Origin of the sequence: Arthrobacter sp. UYCu712, from assembly GCF_040547005.1 — a bacterium.
GTDB lineage: Bacteria > Actinomycetota > Actinomycetes > Actinomycetales > Micrococcaceae > Arthrobacter.
Map to the genome: position 1 here is coordinate 68,270 of NZ_JBEPOZ010000018.1, position 21,989 is coordinate 90,258.

The 21,989-nt window shown below is 68.0% G+C and carries 24 protein-coding genes and 1 pseudogene; 12 read left to right on the forward strand and 13 right to left on the reverse strand.

Translation table 11 applies throughout. The features are described from left to right. The first annotated feature begins 268 nt into the window (after positions 1-268). Positions 269-2,932, forward strand: coding sequence for an ATP-dependent helicase HrpB (gene hrpB, locus ABIB51_RS16410; protein WP_354189872.1), 2,664 nt, complete (start codon positions 269-271; stop codon positions 2,930-2,932). 89 nt (positions 2,933-3,021) lie between these two features. On the opposite strand, the gene ABIB51_RS16415 is transcribed toward hrpB, so the two are convergent. Both ABIB51_RS16415 and ABIB51_RS16420 read right to left on the reverse strand, forming a co-directional pair. Continuing rightward, positions 3,022-4,647, reverse strand: coding sequence for an MDR family MFS transporter (locus ABIB51_RS16415; RefSeq protein WP_354189874.1), 1,626 nt, complete (start codon positions 4,645-4,647; stop codon positions 3,022-3,024). Further along, a complete protein-coding gene (locus ABIB51_RS16420; protein ID WP_354189876.1) occupies positions 4,644-5,270 on the reverse strand; it encodes a TetR/AcrR family transcriptional regulator in 627 nt (208 codons plus the stop codon). Before ABIB51_RS16420 ends, ABIB51_RS16415 begins: the two co-directional genes overlap by 4 nt. A gap of 181 nt (positions 5,271-5,451) precedes the next feature. On the opposite strand from ABIB51_RS16420, the gene ABIB51_RS16425 reads away from it, so the two are divergent. Continuing rightward, positions 5,452-6,465, forward strand: a complete 1,014-nt coding sequence (locus ABIB51_RS16425; RefSeq protein WP_354189878.1) for an isopenicillin N synthase family dioxygenase — start codon at positions 5,452-5,454, stop codon at positions 6,463-6,465. 24 nt (positions 6,466-6,489) lie between these two features. On the opposite strand, the gene ABIB51_RS16430 is transcribed toward ABIB51_RS16425, so the two are convergent. Continuing rightward, complete coding sequence (locus ABIB51_RS16430; RefSeq protein ID WP_354189880.1) at positions 6,490-6,621, reverse strand: hypothetical protein; 132 nt, start codon at positions 6,619-6,621, stop codon at positions 6,490-6,492. A 30-nt stretch (positions 6,622-6,651) separates the two neighbouring features. Between ABIB51_RS16430 and ABIB51_RS16435 the strand changes: the two genes are divergently transcribed. After that, entirely contained in the window at positions 6,652-7,254 is a 603-nt protein-coding gene (locus tag ABIB51_RS16435) for an ABC transporter ATP-binding protein (protein WP_354189882.1), read from the forward strand. Positions 7,255-7,342: 88 nt separating this feature from the next. Then, the gene (gene ligD / locus ABIB51_RS16440; RefSeq protein WP_354189884.1) at positions 7,343-8,365 is read left to right on the forward strand and encodes a non-homologous end-joining DNA ligase; all 1,023 of its coding nucleotides are present in this window, start codon (positions 7,343-7,345) and stop codon (positions 8,363-8,365) included. Between the two features lie 5 nt (positions 8,366-8,370). On the opposite strand, the gene ABIB51_RS16445 is transcribed toward ligD, so the two are convergent. Beyond that, positions 8,371-9,270 (reverse strand): amidohydrolase family protein, encoded by a 900-nt coding sequence (locus ABIB51_RS16445; RefSeq protein WP_354189934.1) that lies wholly within the window; start codon positions 9,268-9,270, stop codon positions 8,371-8,373. Between the two features lie 198 nt (positions 9,271-9,468). Between ABIB51_RS16445 and ABIB51_RS16450 the strand changes: the two genes are divergently transcribed. The 4 genes and pseudogenes from ABIB51_RS16450 (at position 9,469) to ABIB51_RS16465 (ending at position 13,714) form a co-directional block, all read left to right on the forward strand. Beyond that, the gene (locus tag ABIB51_RS16450; RefSeq protein ID WP_354189886.1) at positions 9,469-10,596 is read left to right on the forward strand and encodes an alkaline phosphatase family protein; all 1,128 of its coding nucleotides are present in this window, start codon (positions 9,469-9,471) and stop codon (positions 10,594-10,596) included. Between the two features lie 132 nt (positions 10,597-10,728). Continuing rightward, the gene (locus ABIB51_RS16455; protein ID WP_354189888.1) at positions 10,729-12,078 is read left to right on the forward strand and encodes a serine hydrolase domain-containing protein; all 1,350 of its coding nucleotides are present in this window, start codon (positions 10,729-10,731) and stop codon (positions 12,076-12,078) included. Between the two features lie 173 nt (positions 12,079-12,251). Next, complete coding sequence (locus tag ABIB51_RS16460; RefSeq protein WP_354189890.1) at positions 12,252-12,473, forward strand: hypothetical protein; 222 nt, start codon at positions 12,252-12,254, stop codon at positions 12,471-12,473. A 40-nt stretch (positions 12,474-12,513) separates the two neighbouring features. Next, positions 12,514-13,714, forward strand: a pseudogene (locus tag ABIB51_RS16465) (class I SAM-dependent methyltransferase). On the opposite strand, the gene ABIB51_RS16470 reads toward ABIB51_RS16465, so the two are convergent. Continuing rightward, positions 13,711-14,376 carry an alpha/beta hydrolase family protein gene (locus tag ABIB51_RS16470; protein ID WP_354189892.1) on the reverse strand — a complete coding sequence of 222 codons (666 nt, stop codon included), beginning with the start codon at positions 14,374-14,376 and terminating at the stop codon, positions 13,711-13,713. The pseudogene ABIB51_RS16465 and the gene ABIB51_RS16470 sit on opposite strands and share 4 nt — an antisense overlap. Positions 14,377-14,428: 52 nt before the next feature. Here ABIB51_RS16470 and ABIB51_RS16475 point away from each other — a divergent pair, with 52 nt between their 5' ends. Beyond that, entirely contained in the window at positions 14,429-14,821 is a 393-nt protein-coding gene (locus ABIB51_RS16475; RefSeq protein ID WP_354189894.1) for a GNAT family N-acetyltransferase, read from the forward strand. Positions 14,822-14,829: 8 nt separating this feature from the next. On the opposite strand, the gene ABIB51_RS16480 is transcribed toward ABIB51_RS16475, so the two are convergent. The 8 genes from ABIB51_RS16480 to ABIB51_RS16515 all read right to left on the reverse strand — a co-directional run bounded on the left by ABIB51_RS16480 (position 14,830) and on the right by ABIB51_RS16515 (position 20,519). After that, entirely contained in the window at positions 14,830-15,450 is a 621-nt protein-coding gene (locus ABIB51_RS16480; RefSeq protein WP_354189896.1) for a TMEM175 family protein, read from the reverse strand. 34 nt (positions 15,451-15,484) lie between these two features. Then, entirely contained in the window at positions 15,485-16,015 is a 531-nt protein-coding gene (locus tag ABIB51_RS16485; protein ID WP_354189898.1) for a CDP-alcohol phosphatidyltransferase family protein, read from the reverse strand. A gap of 291 nt (positions 16,016-16,306) precedes the next feature. Then, positions 16,307-16,693, reverse strand: coding sequence for a hypothetical protein (locus ABIB51_RS16490; protein ID WP_354189900.1), 387 nt, complete (start codon positions 16,691-16,693; stop codon positions 16,307-16,309). 62 nt (positions 16,694-16,755) lie between these two features. Further along, positions 16,756-17,193 carry a cupredoxin domain-containing protein gene (locus ABIB51_RS16495; RefSeq protein WP_354189902.1) on the reverse strand — a complete coding sequence of 146 codons (438 nt, stop codon included), beginning with the start codon at positions 17,191-17,193 and terminating at the stop codon, positions 16,756-16,758. A gap of 115 nt (positions 17,194-17,308) precedes the next feature. After that, the gene (locus ABIB51_RS16500) at positions 17,309-18,589 is read right to left on the reverse strand and encodes a putative bifunctional diguanylate cyclase/phosphodiesterase (RefSeq protein ID WP_354189904.1); all 1,281 of its coding nucleotides are present in this window, start codon (positions 18,587-18,589) and stop codon (positions 17,309-17,311) included. Further along, complete coding sequence (locus ABIB51_RS16505) at positions 18,589-19,035, reverse strand: HAMP domain-containing protein (RefSeq protein WP_354189906.1); 447 nt, start codon at positions 19,033-19,035, stop codon at positions 18,589-18,591. Before ABIB51_RS16505 ends, ABIB51_RS16500 begins: the two co-directional genes overlap by 1 nt. A 648-nt stretch (positions 19,036-19,683) precedes the next feature. After that, positions 19,684-19,986, reverse strand: a complete 303-nt coding sequence (locus ABIB51_RS16510) for a DUF4193 domain-containing protein (protein ID WP_354189908.1) — start codon at positions 19,984-19,986, stop codon at positions 19,684-19,686. A 182-nt stretch (positions 19,987-20,168) separates the two neighbouring features. Next, positions 20,169-20,519, reverse strand: a complete 351-nt coding sequence (locus ABIB51_RS16515) for a GNAT family N-acetyltransferase (RefSeq protein ID WP_354189910.1) — start codon at positions 20,517-20,519, stop codon at positions 20,169-20,171. A 173-nt stretch (positions 20,520-20,692) separates the two neighbouring features. Here ABIB51_RS16515 and ABIB51_RS16520 point away from each other — a divergent pair, with 173 nt between their 5' ends. Genes ABIB51_RS16520 through ABIB51_RS16530 form a run of 3 tightly spaced genes read left to right on the forward strand, consistent with a single transcriptional unit; the run spans position 20,693 to position 21,959 of the window. Continuing rightward, positions 20,693-21,364, forward strand: a complete 672-nt coding sequence (locus ABIB51_RS16520) for a cysteine hydrolase family protein (RefSeq protein WP_354189912.1) — start codon at positions 20,693-20,695, stop codon at positions 21,362-21,364. Continuing rightward, positions 21,334-21,771, forward strand: a complete 438-nt coding sequence (locus ABIB51_RS16525) for a hypothetical protein (protein WP_354189914.1) — start codon at positions 21,334-21,336, stop codon at positions 21,769-21,771. The genes ABIB51_RS16520 and ABIB51_RS16525 overlap by 31 nt, the downstream gene beginning before the upstream one ends. Then, positions 21,768-21,959 carry a hypothetical protein gene (locus ABIB51_RS16530; protein WP_354189916.1) on the forward strand — a complete coding sequence of 64 codons (192 nt, stop codon included), beginning with the start codon at positions 21,768-21,770 and terminating at the stop codon, positions 21,957-21,959. Before ABIB51_RS16525 ends, ABIB51_RS16530 begins: the two co-directional genes overlap by 4 nt. The last annotated feature ends 30 nt before the right edge of the window (positions 21,960-21,989 follow it).

The following is a 21,989-nucleotide window of genomic DNA, read 5'->3' on the forward strand; positions in this document are numbered from 1 at the left end:
GACTCCACCATGAGGACGGGGGAGTGCGGGAAGTACGCCTCCCCCTCGGGGGTAGCCCCAGACGTCGCCGGTGAACCGGTAGTTTTCAAGCCGGTTCATGGCGGTCGGGGTAGGGGGATGTCCGCGGACTTTCCCACCGGGCGGGGGTATCCATAATTCACTTTAATCCGCATCCGCTGAACCGCACGTGCGGACCGCACCTGCGCGTACACATGCACACAACAGTGCCCGTCCCTCTCCAGCGGGGGTTTGTAGGCACAATGGAGGGTTGACTTCACCGCTCGTTCCCCTTGATCCCGCCGCCGCCCGCGGGCCCTTCGACCTGGGAGCGATCGGGGCCGGGTTGACCTTTGCCGGGTCGCTTCCGGAGCTTGCCTCCGTGCTGCGGGCGGCAGGCCCGGGGGGCGCAGCAGTGGTGCAGGCTCCTCCCGGTACCGGCAAGACGACGCTGGTCCCGCCGCTGCTCGCCAACCTCGCTTTCGCCCTTCGGGAGGGATGGGACAACACCTCCGGACCGCGTGTGGTGGTGACCCAGCCTCGGCGCGTCGCCGCCCGCTCGGCGGCCCGCCGGCTGGCCGCCCTGGACGGGAGCCGGCTCGGGGACCGGGTGGGCTACACCGTCCGCGGAGAGCGCCAGGCTGGCCCCGGGACGCTGATCGAGTTCGTCACCCCCGGGATCCTGCTGCGCCGGCTGCTCACGGATCCGGGGCTGGGGACCTTCGGCGCCGTCATCCTGGATGAAGTGCACGAACGCGGGCTGGAGACCGACCTCCTGGTCGGCATGCTCGGAGAGGTCCGCCAACTGCGCAGCGACCTCGGCCTCGTCGCCATGTCCGCCACGCTCGACGCGCCGCGCTTCGCCGCCCTGATCGGGGACGGCGGGGAGCACGACGGCGGCGGCCCGGCCGCCGTCGTCGACTGTCCGTCCGCACTGTACCCGCTGGAGGTCGAATGGGCGCCCGCGGCGGGGCACCGGCTCGATCAACGGAGCGTGACGCGGGCGTTCCTGGACCACGTGGCGGACACTGCCGCGGCCTCACATGGCAAGGCGCGGGCCGCCGGCCAGGACATCGATGCCCTGGTGTTCGTCCCCGGAGCGTGGGAAGTCTCCTACGTCGCGGGCCGCCTCCGCGGCCGGAATGGTCCGGAAGTCCTTGAGCTCCATGGCCAGGTCGGCCCGGCAGAGCAGGACCGCGCGGTGTCCGGTCGGGAGCCAGGCGGCCCCGCCAGGATCATCGTGGCCACGGGCCTCGCCGAATCCTCGCTGACGGTCCCGGGAGTCCGGCTCGTCATCGACTCCGGGCTGTCCCGTGAGCCGCGCCGCGACGCCAGCCGCGGCATGTCCGGACTCGTGACCGTGTCCTGCTCCCGGGCCTCCGCCGACCAGCGTGCCGGCCGGGCGGCCCGCCAGGGGCCCGGAAAGGTGGTGCGCTGCTACGACCAGAAGAGCTTCGGGGCCGCGCCGGCGCACCAGACACCGGAGATCGCCGTGGCGGACCTGACGGCTGCCGCCCTGACCCTGGCCTGCTGGGGCTCGCCCGGCGGCCGGGGGCTTGCCCTTCCGGACGCACCACCCCCGGCGGCAATGGCCGAGGCCGTGGAGGTGCTGCGCGAAATCGGCGCCGTGGCGGCGGATGGAATGGCCACAGACCTGGGCCGGGCCCTTTCCCGCGTCCCTGCCGACCCGCGCCTGGCCCGCGCGCTGCTGGACGGCGCCGCGACCGTCGGCCACCACACGGCAGCGGAGGCCGTCGCCCTGGTGGCCGGGGACCAGCGCGCCCCCGGCGCCGACCTCACCCGGCTGTTGTCCGGCCTGCGGACCGGCAGGGAACCCGCGTCACGGCCCTGGGCGGAGGACGTCCGGCGGATGGAGGCGGTCGCCCGCCAGGAGCAGTCCGGCGTCGCGCCCCCTGCACTGGCCGCCCCGCCGGCGCCGGCCGACGCCGTCGGCTTCGTCGTCGCCCTGGCGTTCCCGGACCGGGTGGCCCGCCGTGTCTCCGGTGAGGGGCCGGAACGCTACCTGATGTCCTCCGGTACCCGGGCCGGTTTGCCGGCCGGCAGCTCCCTGGCAGGGCACGAGTGGCTGGCCGTCGCCGAGGTGTCCCGTGCCCAAGGGCGGGACGCGGCGGGAACCGGCGCCGTCATCCGTTCCGCGGCGCCGCTGGCCGCCGACACCGCCGAAGCCGCGGCCCGGCAGTTGCTCACCGACACCGTGGAGGCGCGGTTCAGCCAGGGCCGGGTCACGGCCCGGCGGGAACGGCGGCTGGGCGCGATTGTGCTGTCCTCCACCCCGGTCCGGCCTTCTCCAGAGGAAGGACGTCAGGCCGTGGCCCGCGCCCTGGAGCGGGACGGACTGGGGATGATCGGGTGGTCGCCGGGGGCGGACGCGTTGCGCCGCCGCCTGGCCTTGCTGCACCGTGAGCTGGGCAGCCCCTGGCCGGATGTTTCCGAACCGGCCCTCCTGGCCCGGCTGAACGAGTGGCTTGTTCCCGAACTCGATGCCCTGGCCGGCGGCGGCGCGGCGGGCGGGATTGACCTGGCCGATCCGTTGCGGAGGCTCCTGCCGTGGCCCGAGGCGTCGCGGCTGGGCGAACTGGTGCCGGAACGCCTTGAAGTCCCCAGCGGTTCACGGGTGAAAATCGATTACCCGGAGGTGGACAGCGACGCCGGCCGCCCGGTGGTGGCGGTCAAACTGCAGGAGTGCTTCGGTTGGGACCAGACGCCGCGGCTGGTGGGCGGCAGGGTGCCGGTGCTGTTCCACCTGCTCTCGCCGGCGAGGCGACCGCTGGCCGTGACCGACGACCTCGCGTCCTTCTGGTCGGGACCCTATGCGCAGGTCCGGGCGGAGATGCGGGGCCGCTACCCGAGGCATCCCTGGCCGGAGGACCCGTGGACCGCGCCGGCAACGGCCAGGACCAAAAGCAGGATGTAGGGCGCAGCAGAAGCCGCGTGCAGCCCGCCGGGATGGCGGGCTGCACGCGGCTTGTTTCTACCTCCGGTGTCACTACCTCCGGTTGGTACCTACCTCCGGTGAGCCCCGCTCGGAACGGGGGCGTCGGCGTCGTCGGCGTCATCGGCGGTGATCAGGATGTTGCCCTCCGCAATCGATTCGGACAGCACGTCGTGTTCGATGGCGGTGGCCAACGGGGTTTCCTTGATGAAGCACATCAGGGCGGCTGCGATCAGCGCGAGGGGAACCATCCAGATGAAAATCGGCGTCAGCGCGTCATTGTAGGACGAGATGATGGCCTCTTTGATCGGCGCCGGCAGCTTGCCGACGACGGCGGGGGTCAGCGAGTTCGATCCTCCGGGCGTGCCGCCCGTTGCCGCGGCGGGGAGGCGCTCCACGAGTAACGCGGCCAGCCTGCTGGCAAAGAGGCTTCCGACGACCGCCGAACCCAGCGTGGCGCCGATCTGGCGGAAGAAGTTGTTCGACGCCGTGGCGGTGCCGACCTCGCGCAGCGGGAAGGAGTTCTGGACGATCAGGACCATGATCTGCATGCTCAGGCCAAGCCCCAGCCCCATGACGCCCAGGTAGACGCAGATCTCCCAGAGCGGCGCCCCGGGCTTGAGGGTCGAGAGCAGGAGCAGCGCGACTGCGACCAGCAGCCCGCCGGCTATCGGCATCCACTTGTAGCGCCCGGTCCGGCTGACCAGCTGGCCCGAGGCGACCGAGGCAACCAGGAGGGCGCCCATCATCGGGATCATGAGCAGGCCGGACTCGGTGGCGTTGACGCTAAATGCCATCTGCAGGTAGGTCGGCAGGTAGCCGATGGCGCCGAACATTGCCACACCGATCAGCAGGCCGGCGATCGTGGAGAGGTTGAAGTTCCGGTCCTTGAAGAGGTGCAGCGGAATGATCGGCTCCGCGGTGCGGCTCTCGACGAGGACGAAGGCTGCGGCGCTGACAACGGCGCCCGCGATGAGGCCCAGGATGATGGGGTCGGACCACGCGTACTTGCTCCCGCCCCAGGTGGCGAAGAGAACGAGGCAGGTCGTTGCGATGGCGACGAGCACCATGCCCCCGAGGTCCAGGCGCGGCCGGCCGCTGTGCTTGGGAAGTTTGAGGAAGAACGCGGCTCCGGCCAGCGCCAGCAGGCCGAGGGGGATGTTGATCCAGAACACCCAGCGCCAGCCGGGTCCTTCGGTGAACCAGCCGCCCAACAGCGGGCCGGCGACGGAGGCGATGGCGAAGACGCCACCCATCATGCCCATGTACTTGCCGCGTTCCCGCGGCGGGATGACGTCCGCGATGACCGCCTGGGAAAGGATCATCAGGCCGCCGCCGCCGAGGCCCTGGATGACGCGGGCCGTGATGAGGACGCCCATGTCGTTGGCCAGCCCGCCAACCACGGAGCCTGCCATGAACAGCAGGATGGCGGCGATCAGGAGGGACCTGCGTCCCATCAGGTCTCCCAGCTTGCCGTAGATCGGCATGGTGATGGTGGAGGCCAGGATAAAGGCGGTGATGACCCACAGCATGTCGTTGACGCCGTGGAGTTCGCCCACGATCGTCGGCAGGGCGGTGCTGAGCACCGTCTGGTTCAGTGCCGCGAGGAGCATCGAGAGCATCAGGCCCACGAACAGCAGCACGATGTGCTGTTTCCCTTCGGCCGGTCCTGCGTCCTGGACGGGGGTGGTGGTCATGACAGTTTCCTTTGTAAGTGGTGGAGAAGTGCGAGGGAGGGCCCGAGGTCCTCGGGTTGTAGTCCCCGGGCCGGGTCGAAATCGGCGGACGTGAGGTTGAAGCGGAGCGGGACGCCGGCGATCATCACCAGCATCCGGGCGGTGTCATCCGGGCCGAAGCCCTCGACGCCGGACCGCCACGCGGGATCGGCGGACAACAGCGCGCCCACGGCGTCGCAGACGAGCGTCTCGGCCTTGACCATCAGTTCCATCTTTCGGCGGCCCAAGTGCGGGTACGTGGCCAGCAACTGGCGGCGCCGGGACGGATCCGATCCGCCAAGTGCCGACCATGCCACCGTCATCAGCAACCGGGACACCTGGGCCAGGAGGTCGCCGGCGGTGGAGATGCGGGACAGCTCGTCCGGATCTACCCGGGGTTCATGGAGGCCCAGGATCGCATCTTCCTTGGCCCGGAAGTAGTTGAAGAACGTGCGGGGGGAGACCCCGGCGCCCTCCGCGATGGCTTCGACCGTGGTGTGCTCCACGCCGCGCTTCAGGGCGAGGGAGGCGGCCGCCTCATGCAGCGCGGACCAGGTCTCTGCCCTTCTCCGCGCACGGAGCGGCGTCGGGGAGGTTTCGGTCATGCCTAAATAATTGCACGACTGCAACCATTACACAAATGCATAATTGCAGTCACGCAACTTCGGTGCCGGCGGCCGCGCGACACATTTCGACACGCTACTGTTCAACACGCAGGCGCCGTCCGTAACATTGAGGAAAGTACAGGCGCCGGCTTGCCAAGTTAACGGAATAGGACTAAGAACGTTGCCACTCGAATCATTGCCCATCCTCGACTTTTCCCGTTTGAATGCCGGTCCTGAAGAGGCTGCACTGTTCCGGGACGAGCTCCGTGAGGCGATGCACGAGGTCGGCTTCTTCTATCTGGCCGGGCACGGTGTTCCCCAGCAGCTGACCGATCAGATCCTGGACGTCTCCCGGAAGTTCTTTGACCTCCCCGAGGAGCAGAAGCTCGCCGTCGAAAACGTCTTGAGCCCTCAGTTCCGGGGCTACACGCGGATGGGTGGCGAGCTCACCGACGGTGCCGTCGACTGGCGCGAGCAGATCGACGTCGGTGTCGAACGTGGCGTGGTGGAGGCCGGCCCCGGAGTGGCGGACTATTGGCGCCTGGAAGGACCCAATCTGTGGCCGGACGCGCTGCCGGAAATGCGGACCGTTGTTTTGGAATGGACCGAGCGGCTGAGCGCCATTTCCCTGACACTGCTGCGGGCCGTTGCGGTGTCGCTGGGCGCGCCCGAGGACACGTTCGACGAGGCATTCGCCGCACGCGCCTTCCCCGTGCTCAAGATCGTGCGGTATCCGGGGGAGTCCGACCCCGAGCCCAAGCAGGGGGTGGGGTCGCACCGCGACGGCGGCGTGCTGACGCTGCTGCTGGTGGAGCCCGGAAAGGGCGGACTCCAGGTGGAGCACCAGGGCAGCTGGATCGATGCGCCGCAGGTGCCGGGAACCTTCGTGGTCAACATCGGCGAGATGCTCGAACTGGCCACCAACGGATACCTTAAGGCGACCCTCCACCGCGTGATTTCGCCACTGCGTGGCACCGACCGGATCTCGCTTCCGTTCTTCTACAATCCGGCTCTGGACGCCAAAATGCCGCAACTGGCGGTGGCGCCGGAACACCAGGCCAAGGCGCGCGGGCTGTCGGTCGATCCGACCAACAGCCCGATCCTGGAAACCTACGGCGACAACGCCCTGCGCTACCGGCTGCGGGCCCACCCGAACGTCGTCGCGGAACACCACGCGGACCTGCTGAAAGGCTGACGCCGGCGGCGGATCCGGTTCCGCCTACTGCCGGCCTAGCCGGAAGGTGTACGGCTCGTCGTCTCCGTCCGCCTGTACCCATGCCGTGAATTCTGCCAGCGACATGAAGCAGTAATAGTCGACGTAGCGCAGGTTCTGTTTCTCTGCCTTGCCCATGACAGTGATTCGGCGCCCGCGCCTGCCCGGATGCCCTTGCCTCCCTCCGGCTTCGCCCACAAACGTCTCCGCGAGCAAATGCAGGAGGAGACCAAGACCCTGCAGAAGAGCCTGGGCATCTCCGTGCTGTTCGTGACGCACGACCAGGACGAGGCCATGGCCATGTCCGACCGGATAGTGGTGATGAGGGACGGGAAGATCATCCATTCCGGGCCGCCGGAAGAGGTCTACAACCACCCGCTGACCGACTGGGTGGCCAGTTTCCTTGGCGATACGAACCTCATTCCCTGCACCATCGGCGAGCGGAACGGGGACCACGCTGTTGTGGATCTCGGGGGCCTCGGCCTGGCCAGGGTCCGGGACCGCGGGGCCGACGGCCGGAACTACGCCGTTTCCATCCGTCCCGAGCACCTCAAATTCAGCACCCAGGCCGCCGCGGGCAACGGCTGCGCCGCGACGCTGGTGTCCTCCACCAACCTGGGGGCAACGGTGCGCCACCGGCTCCGCGCCGGCGGCCATGAACTCCAGCTGCTTGAATTGAGCTCAGACCGGGGCGCCGCGTTCCTGCCGGATCAGGAGCTGTGGGTGGGCTGGGACGCGGACAAGGCCCAGTTGCTGGTTCTCGAGTCCTGACCGGCGCCGCCGCGGGATAGGGGACACACCCTTTGCTGCGCGGGGGGCAGGCTGTTCTTTTGCGACATCTGCGGAGTAGCTTGTCCCCATGGCCAAGGAAGAAGCCCACATCGCTGTCAGCTCCCCGCACGGGACCCGGGAGATCCGGATATCGAGTCCCGGGAGGGTCCTGTGGCCGAAGCTTGGCCTGACCAAACTCGACCTCGCCAACTATATGGTCGCCGTCGGTGATGCATTCCTGGCCGCGAACGGGGACCGTCCCGTGACGCTCCAGCGGTTTTCGGACAACATCGACGGCGACCAGTTCTTCTCGAAGAATCCGCCCAGGGGCGCTCCGGACTATGTGCGGGCCGTGACCGTTGTCTACCCGAGCGGCCGTTCGCATCCGCAGCTGGTGTTCGACGAAATCGCGGCCGCGGTCTGGGCCGTGCAGATGAACACCATCGTGTTCCATCCCTGGCCTTCACGGGCCGGGAATCCGGACAACCCGGACCAGCTGCGCATCGATCTGGACCCTCAGCCCGGCACCGGGTTCGACGACGCCATCCCGGCCGCCCAGGAACTGCGTTCCGTGCTGGCCGAGGCGGGGCTCACGTCCTTCATCAAGACCTCCGGAAACCGCGGGCTGCACGTATTTGCCCCCATCGAGCCCACCCACGAGTTCCTGGAGGTCCGGCACGCCGTCATTGCCGCCGCCCGGGAGCTTGAACGGCGGATGCCCGAAAAAATCACAACCGCCTGGTGGAAGGAAGAACGCGGCACGCGGATCTTCGTGGACTTCAACCAGGCCAACCGCGACCGCACCATGGCCGGCGCCTACAGCCCCCGCGCCCTGGCGAACGCCACGGTGTGCTGCCCCATCGGCTGGGACGAACTCGAGAGCGCCCAGCCAACGGATTTCACCATCGCCACGGTGCCGGACCGGCTCAAGAAAAACGGGGACCCGTGGGCCGGGATGCACTCCACCGCCGGCACCATCGACGTCCTCCTTGGCTGGTGGGAACGCGACGTCGCGGCCGGGCTGGGCGAAATGCCCTTTCCGCCGGATTTCCCAAAAATGCCGGGCGAACCGCCGCGGGTGCAGCCGAGCCGCGCCCGCAGCCAGGACTGAAGGCCCTAGGCCCCGATCAGCCGTTCACCGTTGTGCCAGCAGACCGCCCGCAACCACTCGTCGTCGAGGCGCGGTTCCCGATCCCGCAGGCGCTCCAGCGCCTCAAGCTGGTGGGCATAGGTGTAGGGGATATTGGGAAAGTCGCTGCCGAGCACAATCCGGTCGGCCAGATCCGCCAGCCGCGGCAGCAGTTCCGGCGGAAACGGCGCGGCCGACTCGAAGAAATCCGTGAACACCATGGTGGTGTCCAGATGGAGGCGGGGATACGCCTCGGCCAGCGCAAGGAACTCGGAATACTCCGGTGCGCCCAGGTGGGCGACGACGGCGGTCAGCCCGGGATGCCGGCGCATCACACCTTCCAGCTTGTCCGGCCCCGTGAATCCCTGCCGGGGGACCGGGCCGCTGCCCACATGCACGACCACCGGCACGCCAGCCTCGGCCAGCAGTCCCCAAACCGGATCGAGTACCGGTTCGCGCAGGTCAAAACCGCCCACCTGTGCATGGATCTTGAACACCCGGGCGCCGCGCTGCAACGCCGACCGGACGTGGTCCAGGACGCCGTCCTCGGGGAAGAACGTTGCGCTCGGAACGCAGTCCGCCTCCCTGTCCGCCAGGTCCAGGGCAAAGTCGGTGAGGTCTGCCGCCATGCCCGGCCGGTGCGCGTAGGTCAGGGCGGTGAAACGCCGGATTCCCAGCTGCCGCAGGTGCGCCAGCCGGCGATCGTGGTCCCAGCGGTACGTGATGGGCCACGGCCGGCCGATCAGCGGCCCGACCTCGTCGAAATGCGCCCATACGCGCTTCATCATCCGGTCCGGCAGGAAATGCGTGTGGATATCGATCAGCCCCGGCAGGCCGAGCTGTTCCCACCAGCGGGGAACGGCGCTGTCGCCCGGCAGCCCCGGCAGGCCTGCCTTGTTGCTTGCGTGGCGTAGCGTGGTGTGCGTCCGGCGCCGTCGTCTCCTCGTCCATCATTGCAAACTACCACCGGTGACTTCACAGGGTTCTTTGGGCGACTTTGCCGGCAACCCTGAGTCTGGTGTGCGAGAGTTCCAGCACCGGGCCGCACGCCCGGCCCGGATCGGTCAACGAGAAAGCCGGAAACCATGAGTCGGAACGCAGCAAGAACCCCGAGTCCAACTGTCACAGGGCGTGCCGCGTGGCTGGTGGTGGCAGTGGTCCTCACCCTGGCAACAGCATGTAACCCGGCGCCGCCGGAAGGCGGTGCGCCGCCCGGTCCGGGCTCCCCGGCGCCGTCGACGGCACCGGGTTCCAGTAAGCCCGGGCACGTGTTCGTGATCAATCTCGAGAACAAGGGCTACGACGCCGTCTGGGGCTCAGGTTCGGCGGCCCCGTACTTGTCCACCACGCTTCGCGCGCAGGGGGTGCTGCTCTCCCAGTACTACGGCATCGCACATCACTCGAACCCGAACTACCTCGCACAGATCTCGGGGCAGGCAGCAAATGCGATGACCCGCGATGATTGTCCGACCTATGCTCCGTTCACGCAGACCGGACTCGCGGCGCAGGGCCAGGTGCAGGGCAACGGCTGTGTTTATCCAGCGTCAGTTCCGACCCTCCCGGGACAACTCAGCGCGGCCGGAAAGACGTGGAAGGGCTACATGGAGGATATGAAGACACCCTGCCTTCATCCCGCGCTCGGGGCCAAAGACGATCACCAGCAAGCCAAGGCCCACGACCAGTACGCGACCCGCCATAACCCGTTCGTGTATTTCGAGCAGATCACATCGTCCCCGGACTGCAGGGCCAATGTCGTGGACTTCACCGGGTTCGCCGGAGACCTGAAGTCCCTGGCGACGACGCCGGCCCTGTCCTACATCACGCCGAACCTGTGCAACGACGGGCACGACACTCCGTGCGTCGATAAAAGCCCGGGTGGCCTCGCCAGTGCCGACGCGTGGCTCCGGGAGCAGATCCCGCTCATCCAGGCGTCGCCTGCCTTCAAGGAGGACGGCCTGCTGGTCATCACCTTCGACGAAGCCGAAGGAAACAGCGGCGGCCCCTCAGGGATTCCTGGCGGAACGGCCGGGGGCCGGACCGGCGCCCTGGTCCTCTCGCCCTTCTCGAGGGGCGGTACGACGTCGGACACGCCGTACAACCATTACAGTCTCCTCGCCAGCATTGAAGACATCTTCTCGTTGCCGCGGCTGGGATATGCCGGGGCGCCCGGGCTGAACAGCTTCGGCCCCGACGTCTTCAATGCCCGCTCCTGAGCCTGGCCTGAGCGCAGTTCCGGACAGGCCCTTCTGCTTACCCATCGGCGTGCGCTAAATTAAGCTCCATACGCCGGTACGGCAGCCTCCCAACCAGTCGAAGACTGCGGTGAGTTCCGGCTGGAGTACATGATGACCAAGCCGCCAGACCGCACCCGGCGCCCGCGCCGCCCAGTCGCCGCTTTGTGTTGGGCCGCAGCGGTGCTGCTGCCGGCCGGCGCGTGCACCCCATCGGGCCCGGCCCCGCCGCCGGCAACAGCAACGGCGAGCGCCAGCGCAACGGCGGACGCGAGCGCGAGCGCGCCTGCGAGCGCCGCGTCGGCGTCGGCGTCGGCAGCCGCGGGTGCACTGCTGCCGGTGGACGAAGCCAAGTTGCGGGAGACCTTCGAAGGCCAGGCCAAGCAGCTTCTCGTCCCGGGCGCGGTGATGCTGTTGCGCACGCCGGCGGGGGAGGTCAGCTTCAGCTACGGCTTCGAGAGCCGGGGAGGAGACCGTCCCGTCTCGCTGGCCCACCACATCAGGGTCGGTTCCATCACCAAGACCTGGACCGGGGCCGTCATCCTGCAGCTGGTCCAGGAGGGCCGGTTGAAGCTGGGTGATGCGGTATCCAAGTACCGGCCGGATGTTCCCAACGGGGACAACATCACCATCGAACAGATGCTCAGCATGCGCAGCGGCCTGTACAACTATTCGGAATCGTACGAGCTCAACCTGGCCCTGGACACCACCCCGCAGCGGGTCTGGACCCCCGAGGAACTCGTGGGCATCGCCCTCCCTCTTCTGGTGTACTTCGCCCCCGGCGAGGGGTTCCACTATTCGAACACCAACACCGTCCTGCTGGGGCTCATCGCGGAGAAGCTCGAAGGCAAACCGCTCGCCGGGATCATCCAGGACCGGATCCTCGGCCCGCTCGGCCTCGCGCAGACTTCGTTTCCGCCGTCGGACTCGAATGGCCTGCCAGCCCCGCATCCGCGGGGCTACATGTACATGAACAATGTCCTGACGCTCGCCACAAGCAGGCTGCCGGCTGACCTGATCGCCCAGGCACAAGCCGGAACCCTCCTTCCGAACGATTACACGGACTCGAATCCGTCGTGGACCTGGGCGGCCGGCCAGGGCATCTCGACCGCCGGAGATCTCGCCAACTGGGCCGAGGCGATCACGGGCGGCAAGGTCCTGAATCCCGGGACGCAGAAGATCTGGCTGGACAGCCCCAGGCCGGTTGATCCGGACGACGCGGCCGGCGCGCTCTACGGACTGGCATTGGCCAAGTTCGGCAATCTGTACGGCCACACCGGTGAACTGCCCGGGTTTAACTCCTTTATGGGCAACGATCCCGTCAACAAGGTGACCCTGGTGGTGTGGACCAACCTCGCACCGGCAGCCGACGGACGCGACCCCGCGGCTGCCATCGCCAGGGCACTGATCGGCAGCCTCTACGCACCACCCGCAATACCGTCCCCGGCACCGTCGGAGAAGTGACGCTACCGGGCCTGCCCGGCGTGGCCGTCCGGCGGCCCCGACGAACGGCCGCGTGTCAGCGGCGCAGCGTACGGATCACGCCGCGCACGGAGTAGCCGACGGCGCAGACCAACGGCGCAGACCAACGGCACCAGCCCCGCCAGCAGCGCAATGGAGTTGGGACGGAACACCGCATGTCCGCACCCGCCACGGCAGTAGACGCCGAGCGGGAGAACAAAGCCGCCGCCCCCACCGCCTGCCGCACGGTCACCCGCAGCATCGGCGCCAGCCTCCGAACCGCCCCCGAAACCGAACGACACCAGCGCTACCGGGACGACCTGGACCGACGCGCCGCCCGGATGTCAGGGCCGTCCAGCCCCTGTTCGGCTGCCCTGCCGGGACATAGATTTGGCTGAGCAGTATCGCGTGACCAGCACCGGAAGTGAGGCGATGATGATGACGAAATCGGCGGGTGTGGCATCAGGGCTGGCCGAAGCCCTGGCTATTGTCCTTGGCACTAGTGAAATCCCCCTGCGGCTGCAGGCCTGGGACGGTTCGGAAGCGGGACCGGCCGGCGCCCCGCTGGTGGTGTTCCGCTCCCGGCGACGTTTTTGCCAGCTTCGCGGCGCTGAGCTCCGCCGGCAAGTTCGCGGAGCCGGGTCGTTTCCGCCGGCCAACCCTCCGCGAGCTCGGAACGATCCTCAGGACCGCTGTCCGGCTCGGCGCCCTGGGCCCAAATCCGGCACCGCCGCCTGAAGAAGCCAAGGTTGTCCGGGCCGGCCGGCGGCACTCCAGGAACCGCGACGCCGCGGCGATCTCGCACCACTACGACGTCGGCAACGACTTCTACGCCCTTGTCCTCGGCCCGTCGATGGTCTACTCCTGCTCGGCCTGGGATGACGAAGGCACCGGCCTGGACGCGGCCCAGGAGGCCAAGCTCGATCTGGTCTGCCGCAAACTCGCACTGCAGCCCGGCATGAGGGTCCTCGACGTCGGCTGCGGCTGGGGGAGCTTAGCCCTCCATGCTGCGCAGCGCTACGGGGCCGACGTCGTCGGCATCACGCTTTCGACGGAACAGGCGGCCCTCGCCGGTAAACGGGTGGCCGACGCCGGACTGACCGACCGGGTGGACATCCGCGTGCAGGACTACCGCGACGTCCACGACGCGCCGTTCGATGCGATCAGCTCCATCGGGATGTCTGAGCACGTGGGCCGCGAGCAGATGGCCGGCTACGTTTCGCGGCTGCATGAGCTCCTGCGGCCCGGCGGGCGGCTGCTCAACCACGCCATCTCCTGGAACGCCGGCCCCACGGACCCGGACCCGGATTCCTTCATACCCCGGTACGTGTTCCCCGACGGCGAGATGCTCAGCCTCGCGGAGACCGTCGGGGCGCTGGAAGCCGGGGGCTTCGAAGTGCTCGACGTGGAGGCCCTGCGCCGGCACTACGCCCTGACTCTGCGGGCCTGGGTCCAGAACCTGGAGGACCACTGGACCGAGGCCGTGCGGGCCGCGGGTGAGGGGCGGGCGCGGGTGTGGCGGCTCTACATGGCCGCGAGCGCACTGGGATTCGAGGCCGGAATAACCGGCGTCAACCAGGTCCTGGTCCAGCGGTCCGGCGGAGCCGAACCGCCGCTGCGCCGGACCGGGTGGACTTAGGCGCGCTGCTTGAGGAAGGCCGCAACGGTGCCCGCCAACGACGCCCCGATGTCTTCCGGGCTTTGCTTGGTGCCGGCGACCTCGAAGGTGTGGCCGCCGCCCTCGAACCACTGCAGCGTCGCGGTCGGCCCGATGCGTGCGACGACGGCCTCCAGCAGCGCTGGGGTCGCGAACGGGTCCCGGGTCCCTTGCAGGAAGAGCATCGGCAGGGTCAGCCCGTAGAGGTGTTCGTCGCGGATTTTTTCCGGCTTGCCGGGAGGATGCAGCGGGTAGCCGAGGTAGACCAGTCCGGCCGCCGGCATGCCTTCAGCCACCGCCATCGAGGCCATGCGGCCGCCGAAGGACTTGCCGGCGGCCCACAGCGGCTCGCCGGCCGAGAGCGCCGCGGCCTCATCCATGGCCGCCCGCCACGCGGCGATGGCTGCCGGCGGACGGTCCGGGAACTTCCGCCCCGCCTCGCGGTACGGGAAATTGAAGCGCAGCGTCGCAACAGACTCCGCGTTCAGGGCCCGGGTGAAGCCGGAGAGGAACGGATGTTCCATGCCGGATCCTGCACCGTGGGCCACCACCAGGGTGGCGACGGGATTATCGGGGCGGGTGTGGACACCTGAGACGGTTGTCTCGCCGACGGCCAGGGTGACAGGGGACTCGAGTGTGGGCATGACTCCATGATGCCGTCTCTGTGGACCGGGCGCTGATCGATAGGCTGTTTACATGGAAAACGCCGAAGGTGCACCGCAGCAGAGCAGCGAGACAACATTGAGCCCGATCGTCATCCGCCACAATCCCGATCGCAGCCGCTACGAAGTGCACGACGGCGACACCGTCATCGGTCAGGCCGCCTATGTGGACCGCGACGACGAACGGCAGCGGGTTTTCTATCACACCGTCATCGAGGAAGCCTATGGCGGCCAGGGCCTTGCGGGCATCCTCGCCGCCCAAGCCCTCGACGAGACCGTCGCGGCCGGCCTGGCCATCGTCCCCGTTTGCCCGTACATCAAGACGTATCTCGAAAAGCACCCCGAATACTCGGCCAATGTCCAGAAGCCCACCTCGACCATCCTGGAATTCCTTAGCGCATCCTTGGCGCAGCGGACCCGGCGCTGAGCCGGCTTCTAGCCGGCGGGGTCGGCGGTTTTCGGTTCCGGCCCGCGCTCCGCCCCGTGCCTGATGTACCGCTCCACACGGCGGTCCGGAATAAGCCAGATCGCCGCAACTCCGGAGTAGACGGCCAGTCCCACGACCGGATGCACGAGGCTTAGTCCCATGCCGAGAAGGTAGAGGAATGGGGACGCCTTGCCCTTCCAGTCCCGGCCGAGAGCCTGTTCTAGGGCGCCGTTGCGTCCCTGCCGGCGGATCAGGGCGGTCCTCAGGATATAGAAGGCAATGGCGGCAAACAGCAGGTTCAGACCGTACGCCAACACAGGAACCTCCGAGAGCTCCGCGTTGCTCATCCAGCGGGTGGTGAAGGGGACCAGCGACAGCCAGAACAGAAGGTGCAGGTTGGCCCAGAGCACCCCGCCGCTGATCCTCCCCGCCAGGTGAAGCATGTGGTGGTGGTTGTTCCAGTAAATGCCGACGTAGATGAAGCTCAGCACGTAGCCGAAGAATGTCGGCGATTCCTCCAGCAGCGCACGCCAGGTCGGCTCGGCGGGGACATGGAGTTCGAGCACCATGATCGTGATGATGATGGCCAGCACCCCGTCGCTGAACGCCTCCAGGCGGTTCTTGTTCATGATGTGGCTTTCATCCGGGAAAATTTGCTTGAGTCTACGCCCTTGCACGCGGCGCCGGTGCGGCATCGACGTGATATTCGCGGCGCCGGAGCTCCAGCCCGACGACGTCGCGGCCGAAGGAAATCACCAGCAGCGGAAGCGCGACGGCAAGCGCCGCGGCGCCCGCGGTTGCCGGTACGCCTGGTGCCAGGGCAAACAGCAGGGCACACGGCTGAAAGGCGCCGATGACTTTGCGGACAGTACTCGGGGGCAGGGGATCCCGCAGCGAGGGCCTGAACCAGCCGGCGGCCAGGAAGGCGTAGTACGAAAGGCCGATGCCCAGGGTCCACGGTCCGGTGCTTCTTGCGGCGGCGCAGGAGAGCACGAGGACAAGGGAGGCATCAGTGTCGGAGTCGAGTTGCGAACCGGCTGCGGACGCGGTGCCCGTGGACCGGGCCACGCGTCCGTCGATGGCGTCGAGCAGGAAGGCTGCGGTGCCAATAGCGGCGATGAGGCCGCCCGGCGTCGAACCGGACAACAGGCCGGCAGCAGCCAGCGCGGCAGGCGGCCAGGACGGACCTGACAAGCGTGACGCGGTCCGCGGTCCGCGGAGGAACAGTACAACGGATCCCGGCCCAGGACGGAGGCGGCCGTGCGTCCGGCCACGACGGCGCCGGCGGCAAGGGATAAGTGCTGCACGCCGGTTCCGGGAGCAGCTGTGAGGCAGAGCCAAGTGGCGGCGGCCAGGAACAATCCGATCGCCGCCGTCACGTCAGCCACCGCCCGCTGCGCCGCCTTGCCGTCCATGAACCACCTCGCCGCCATGCTGACAACAACCGCGGGCACCGCTTCTGGCGGTTCAGAACGGACGACGCCGTCAGCCTGCCCTGCTGGCCCGCACCGTCCGCCCGGCCCGAATGAAGCCGATGCCGGCCAGGACAACCCCGGCGGCTTCCGCCATGGCGCTCAGCGACTTTTCGATAAACCAGGTGGGGTCGTACATCGCCGGAAACGGCCCGAACGCCGGGATGTCAACGTAGCGGTACAGGACCACGGCGGCAAAGGCGCTCAGCGCCACCACGAAGGCAAACGCGTAGGCGGCACGGCTCCCGCGCAGAAGGACATACGCGGCGGCCAGGACTGCCGCGGCGGACTCGAGCAGAAACAACGTGCCCTGGCCGAGCCCGCCGGAACTGCCGGCCTGGTAGCCGGGGGCGAGATGGATGTGGACGGCGGCGTCAATGAGGAGGGCCAATGCGGTCATTATCCGCAACGGCAACCCGCGTCGCCGCTGCCCCACGCTCTTTCCGGTGCGGCTTGGCGCGCTCACTTGACCGTCAGCGTCCCGTGCATGCCGGGATGGTAAGTGCAATGGAACGCATACGTTCCAGGCGCCGACGGAGCCCTAAAGGTAACCGTTGCGCCACCGCCCTGGATCTCCACATCAAACGCAGAGCCCTGGTCCGCCGTTACGGTGTGCTCCGCGGTGTCCATGTTGGTCACCGTCACCGTCGCGCCCGGGGACACAGAGATTGGATCGCCAAAGCCGAAGTCCTTGATGGTGATGGACGCTGCTGAGCTGGTGGAGTCCGGGGTGCCGGTTGCGGCCTCGCTCGCCGGTGCGGTCGCAACTGGCGGCGCCGAAGACGTCGCGGCCGGGCTTCCGCCGCCGCTGGCGCACCCGCCTGTTCCGGCGAGTATCAGAGCGAAGAAAACAGCCAGGAACGGAAGCTGCAGTGCCGCCCGGCCGCTGCGAATCTTCATGGCGCACCATCCTCTGCGTGGGAACTGTAATTGCAGTAGGAACTACAACTCATTGTCCGCCCGACGCGGGGAAATAGCACCGGAGGTGCGGATCAAAGCCGGACGCCGGGCGGCGTCAAGAGCCAGACTGCTGGGCCTCGAAGGGTGGCTGGAGCCGGGTGCGGGACCCGAGCAGCGCCTGGATCAGGTGGGAGGGGCCCGGCTTGGCCAGCAAGAACCCCTGACCCATGCGGCAGCCAAGGCCGCGCAGAACGGACAACTGGACGTCGTCTTCGATGCCCTCGGCGATCACCTCGAGCTCTAGCTTATGGGCCAGCCCCAGGATGCCCTCGAGCATGGCCGCGGACGGTCCGTCGGCTAGCTGGCCGGCGAGGAATGAGCGGTCGATCTTGAGGATGTCCGCAGGCAGATCAGCGAGCGTGCTCAGGGACGAGAAGCCGGTCCCGATATCGTCGATGGCGATCCGGACGCCGAGCCGCTTGAGCGTGTTGAGCGCGGTGATCCCGCCGTCGACGCTGCTGGCCAGCTCCGTTTCGGTGACTTCGAGGACCACCCGATGCGCCTGCGCCGCGGGGTCGGTGAGGATCTTTTCGATGGCAGCCAGGTTATGCGGGCTGGGCAGCTGCAGCGTGGAAAGGTTGATCGAAACCCACAGGTTTTCGCAATGGCTCATCGATCGACGCCACCGGGCGGTTTCGTGGATTGCCGTCTTGAGCACCCAGGAACCGATGGCGTCGATGTCTCCCGTCTCCTCCGCGAGGGGAATGAACTCCGCCGGTTCCAGCAGACCCAACGTGGGATGCTCCCAGCGAACGAGGGCCTCGACACCGAGGATCTTCCCGGTCTGAAGATCGGCCACGGGCTGGTAGTCGAGGCGCAGCTGACGGGCAGGTACTGCAGCCGCCAGGTCTGCCCGGAGGACTGCGCGATACGTCATCTTGTCGTAGCCCTCGGCATCGAAGAGCTGGTACCGGCCCTTGCCGCGGTGCTTGGCCATGTACACCGCAAAGTCCGCCTGGCGCAGCAGCTCGGCCGGGTCATTCGTCTCGGGACGACTCCGGGCGGCGCCCATGCTGACGGACACCTTCAGCCGGACTTCGCCGAGCGAGAACGGTGCCCGCAGTTCGTCGTGAATCCTGCCGGCGATCTCGCCGGTGACCAAACTGTCGGCGTCGTCCATGATCACGATCGCGAACTCGTCGCCGCCCAGGCGGGCGACCAGGTCCTGGGCGCGCACGCAGCCCTGCAACCGTTTCGCCAGCTGGACCAGCAGCGCATCGCCGCCTTCGTGGCCCAGCGAATCGTTGACGCCCTTGAAGTCGTCAATGTCGATGATCAGCAGGCCCGCGTGCCGGGACTTGCGGAGCTCACCGTGGTAAGCGAGGATGCCAGGCACTAAGTGAGCGCGGCCCGGTTGGCCAGTCCGGTCAGCGGGTCGTGGGTGGCGCGGTGGGTCAGGGCCAGGTGGCTGTCGTGGACAGCGGAGGCCATGGAGTTGAACGCCTCGGCCAGTTCCCCCAGTTCATCGCGCCGGACCACACCGATCCGGTAGTTGTAGTCCCCGGACTTCAACTGGAGCACGCCCCGGTGCAGGCCCTCCACGGGTCGGAGCAGGAACTTGACCATCCGGCTGCGGAAGTACACCACCCAGGCCGCCCCGAGCCCGAACAGCGTGATCCGGGCGGCGATGACGATCTGCTGGAGTTCGGCACTTTGGGCCAGGCCGCTGTCCATGGCCTCCAGGGCCGAGCCCTGGATGCGGTCCAATCCGGCCCGGATGCCGGCGCCGGACGCGGCCAGGGCCGGAGTCTCGGCCACGTGGTTGCCGGTGAGGGCTTCCACCTGGCTTCCCCACAGGCCGCGGGCGCCAGGCCGTCCTTCCAGGCGGACCGCACCCCGACCAGGGTGGACCGCATGTCCCGCTCGGCCGGAATAGCCAGGACGGCATCGTCGAACCGGCGGTTGAGGTCCTCCTGTTGCCGGAGGAAGGCGGTTTTGTCGGCGGACGCACCGGACAGCAGCCGGTAGGCGGCCTGTTCGTGGGCGTCAAGGTCCTTGCGCAGCCCGGCGACGGTCATCGAGTGGTGGTGGAGGTCGGTCGCCGTGTCCCGGACCTGGTCCATGACTCCATGGACGCCGATAATCGTGGCCAGTGCTCTGACGAGGAGGGCGGCCAGCATAAAAGCGAAGGCCCGGGACCATTCGCGCTGCAGGCTCCAGGTGCGGCGTTCCGCCGCGGGGGCTGCGGCACCGGAGCCGGTCTGTTCGGAAGCCGGCCCTCCGGAACGGAGGCCGTCAGCGGCGGTAGGGTCGTCGTCGGCCGCTGCGGACAGAGCGTCAGCTTCATCCTGCGACTGGGTGTTCCACATTCAGTCCTGCCTCCGGCCACGTGCCGGCAGGCGCCGCATCGTCAATCAGGACAATGGCGGACCGCGCCGCGCAGGGCATGCGCGGCGCGGTCCTGGCACGATTTGTGAAGCGGCGGTGCGGCTAGCTGAGGCAATCTGCGCAGTACGAGTGACCTGCCTTTTCGCGCGCGAGCTGCGAGCGGTGCCGGACAAGGAAGCAGGAGTAGCAGGTGAACTCATCTTCCTTCTGCGGGATGACCGTGACAGTCAGTTCCTCACCTGAAAGATCGGCGCCGGGCAGTTCCACACCCTCTGAGGTGTCGGCCTCATCGAGTTCCCGGCCGACGCTGCGTGCGTCCGGCGCATTTGCCGAGCGCAGGGCCTCCAGAGAGGCATTGCGTGATTCCGCAACATCGGATCGGACTTCGTCATAGTCGGTTGCCACCTGGTTGATTCTCGCTTCTGTTGATCTGGCTTTCCGGGATTGAACCGTACAGCATCCAACCGGGAAATGGCTGGGAGACGGCGGTTCCGGGCAGTGACCCTCATGACACCCGGCGGCGGCAATGATGCTGCGGCTGCCGACATAGAGTTCACCCCACGTGACCTCCTGGCCAGGCTCCGTGATCATCGGATAGCCCTCGACGGCGCGGGCGCCCCCCGGGAACGGGCGAAGTCGACGGCGGCGTGCGCCAGTGCGCGGCTGATCCCGCGGCGGCGGAACCCGGAACGGGTGACAAAACATGTCACGGCCCAGACGCCGTAGTCGCCCTTGTCTTCCGTCCGCCCGGTCCACGGGACCCGGGTGCGCAGCAGGCGCGCATACGCAGTGCGGGGTTCGACGGCGCACCAGCCGGCCGGCTCACCGTCGAGGTAGGCGACCAGGCCGCTCGTCGTGCGCGCCCCGGGATCCCCGCTTCCGGTCTGATCGCGCAGCCGTTCGGCGCTTTCCTCGACAGGGACGGAACGCCAGTCCATGTCCCGGACCTTGAGCCACTGGCACTGGCATCTCGAGGGATCCCCGCGCGTGCCAGCGGCGGGCGTGGGCGTCAAGGTCCGGTCCGGCCTGTAGCGCCTGGCAATGTATCGGCCTAGCATGATCCGCGTGGCAGGACCCTGCCCGAACGGCGCCCGAGGACCAGGAGCTCGTCATGACCACGCTTGCAGATCGGCCCCGCACCGCCTTGATGGTGATCGACGTCCAGAACGGCGTCATGGCGGGGACACACCGGCGCGACGACGTCGTTGCCAACATCAGCGCGCTCGTGGACAAAGCCCGTAAGGAGGGCGTCCCGATCGTCTGGATCCAGCACTCCGACGGACAGCTCGAACGGGGGAGCGAGGCCTGGGAGTACGTCCCGGAACTGTCACGCCGGAGCGCCGAACCGCTGGTGCACAAGGCGTTCAGCGACTCCTTCGAGGGCACCGAACTGGAGGACGTGCTGGCCCGGGCCGGTGTCGGACGCCTGGTCGTCACCGGAGCACAAACGGATGAATGCATCCGGTCCACGATCCATGGTGCTTTGACGCGCGGCTACGACGTGACGCTGGTCGGGGATGCCCACACGACGGAGGACCAGAGCGCGTGGGGCGCCCCACCGCCGGACAAAGTCATCGCCCACACGAACCTTTACTGGCAGTACCAGACGGCGCCGGGCCGCACGGCGGCCGTTTCGGAGACGAAGGACGTCACGTTCAGCGGCTGCGTCTGGGAGGACTTCCGGATACCACCGGCCACGCCGCTGGGACCGGGCAAACCAGACCACGTCACTGCCCGCCTTAGGCTGGTGACGTGCCCCCAACCCCATCCCCGCCGCCCATAGACGTGTTCGTCCACTCGGGCACCGCCGAGTGGTGGCAGATTGTTGCCGCCTTCGGGCCCATCGCTGTGGTCCTCGGCGCCGTTGCAGCCGCCTTCATCGGCTGGCGCACGCTGAAACAGAAAGCGATCGCTGACGACCGGGCCGAGTGGTGGAAGAGGACCCAATGGGCCCTGGACCGCGCGCTCGATGAGGACGAAAACACCAAAGCCCTCGGACTTGCCACCCTGGATGTCCTGGCCCACAGCGACCTGGCGCGGAACGAAGAGCTCGAGCTGCTTGATATTGCCTGGAAGTCCGTCAACGGAGCATCGGACGGCGGCAGTGACCCGGGTGGGGTCGTGGACTCCGCGGACGACATGGGCGAGAATGGGACAACGGCAGACGACACCGGGGAGGGAAGATCATGAGCACCAGCACACCGGAGAAGAAGACCTCCCATGGATCCCGCCACGACGCCCAGGCGACAGGCAGGGCCATGACCCCCTCGGAGCACCGCGTCCAGGTGGCTGCCGCCCGGCTGCGCGTTACCCTCGATGAGCGCCTCGGACGGCCGACGCCGGCCGAAACAAAGGCCCTCGCCAAGGAAGACCTCTAAGCAACCCGGCTGGCGTGTTGATCCCGCCAA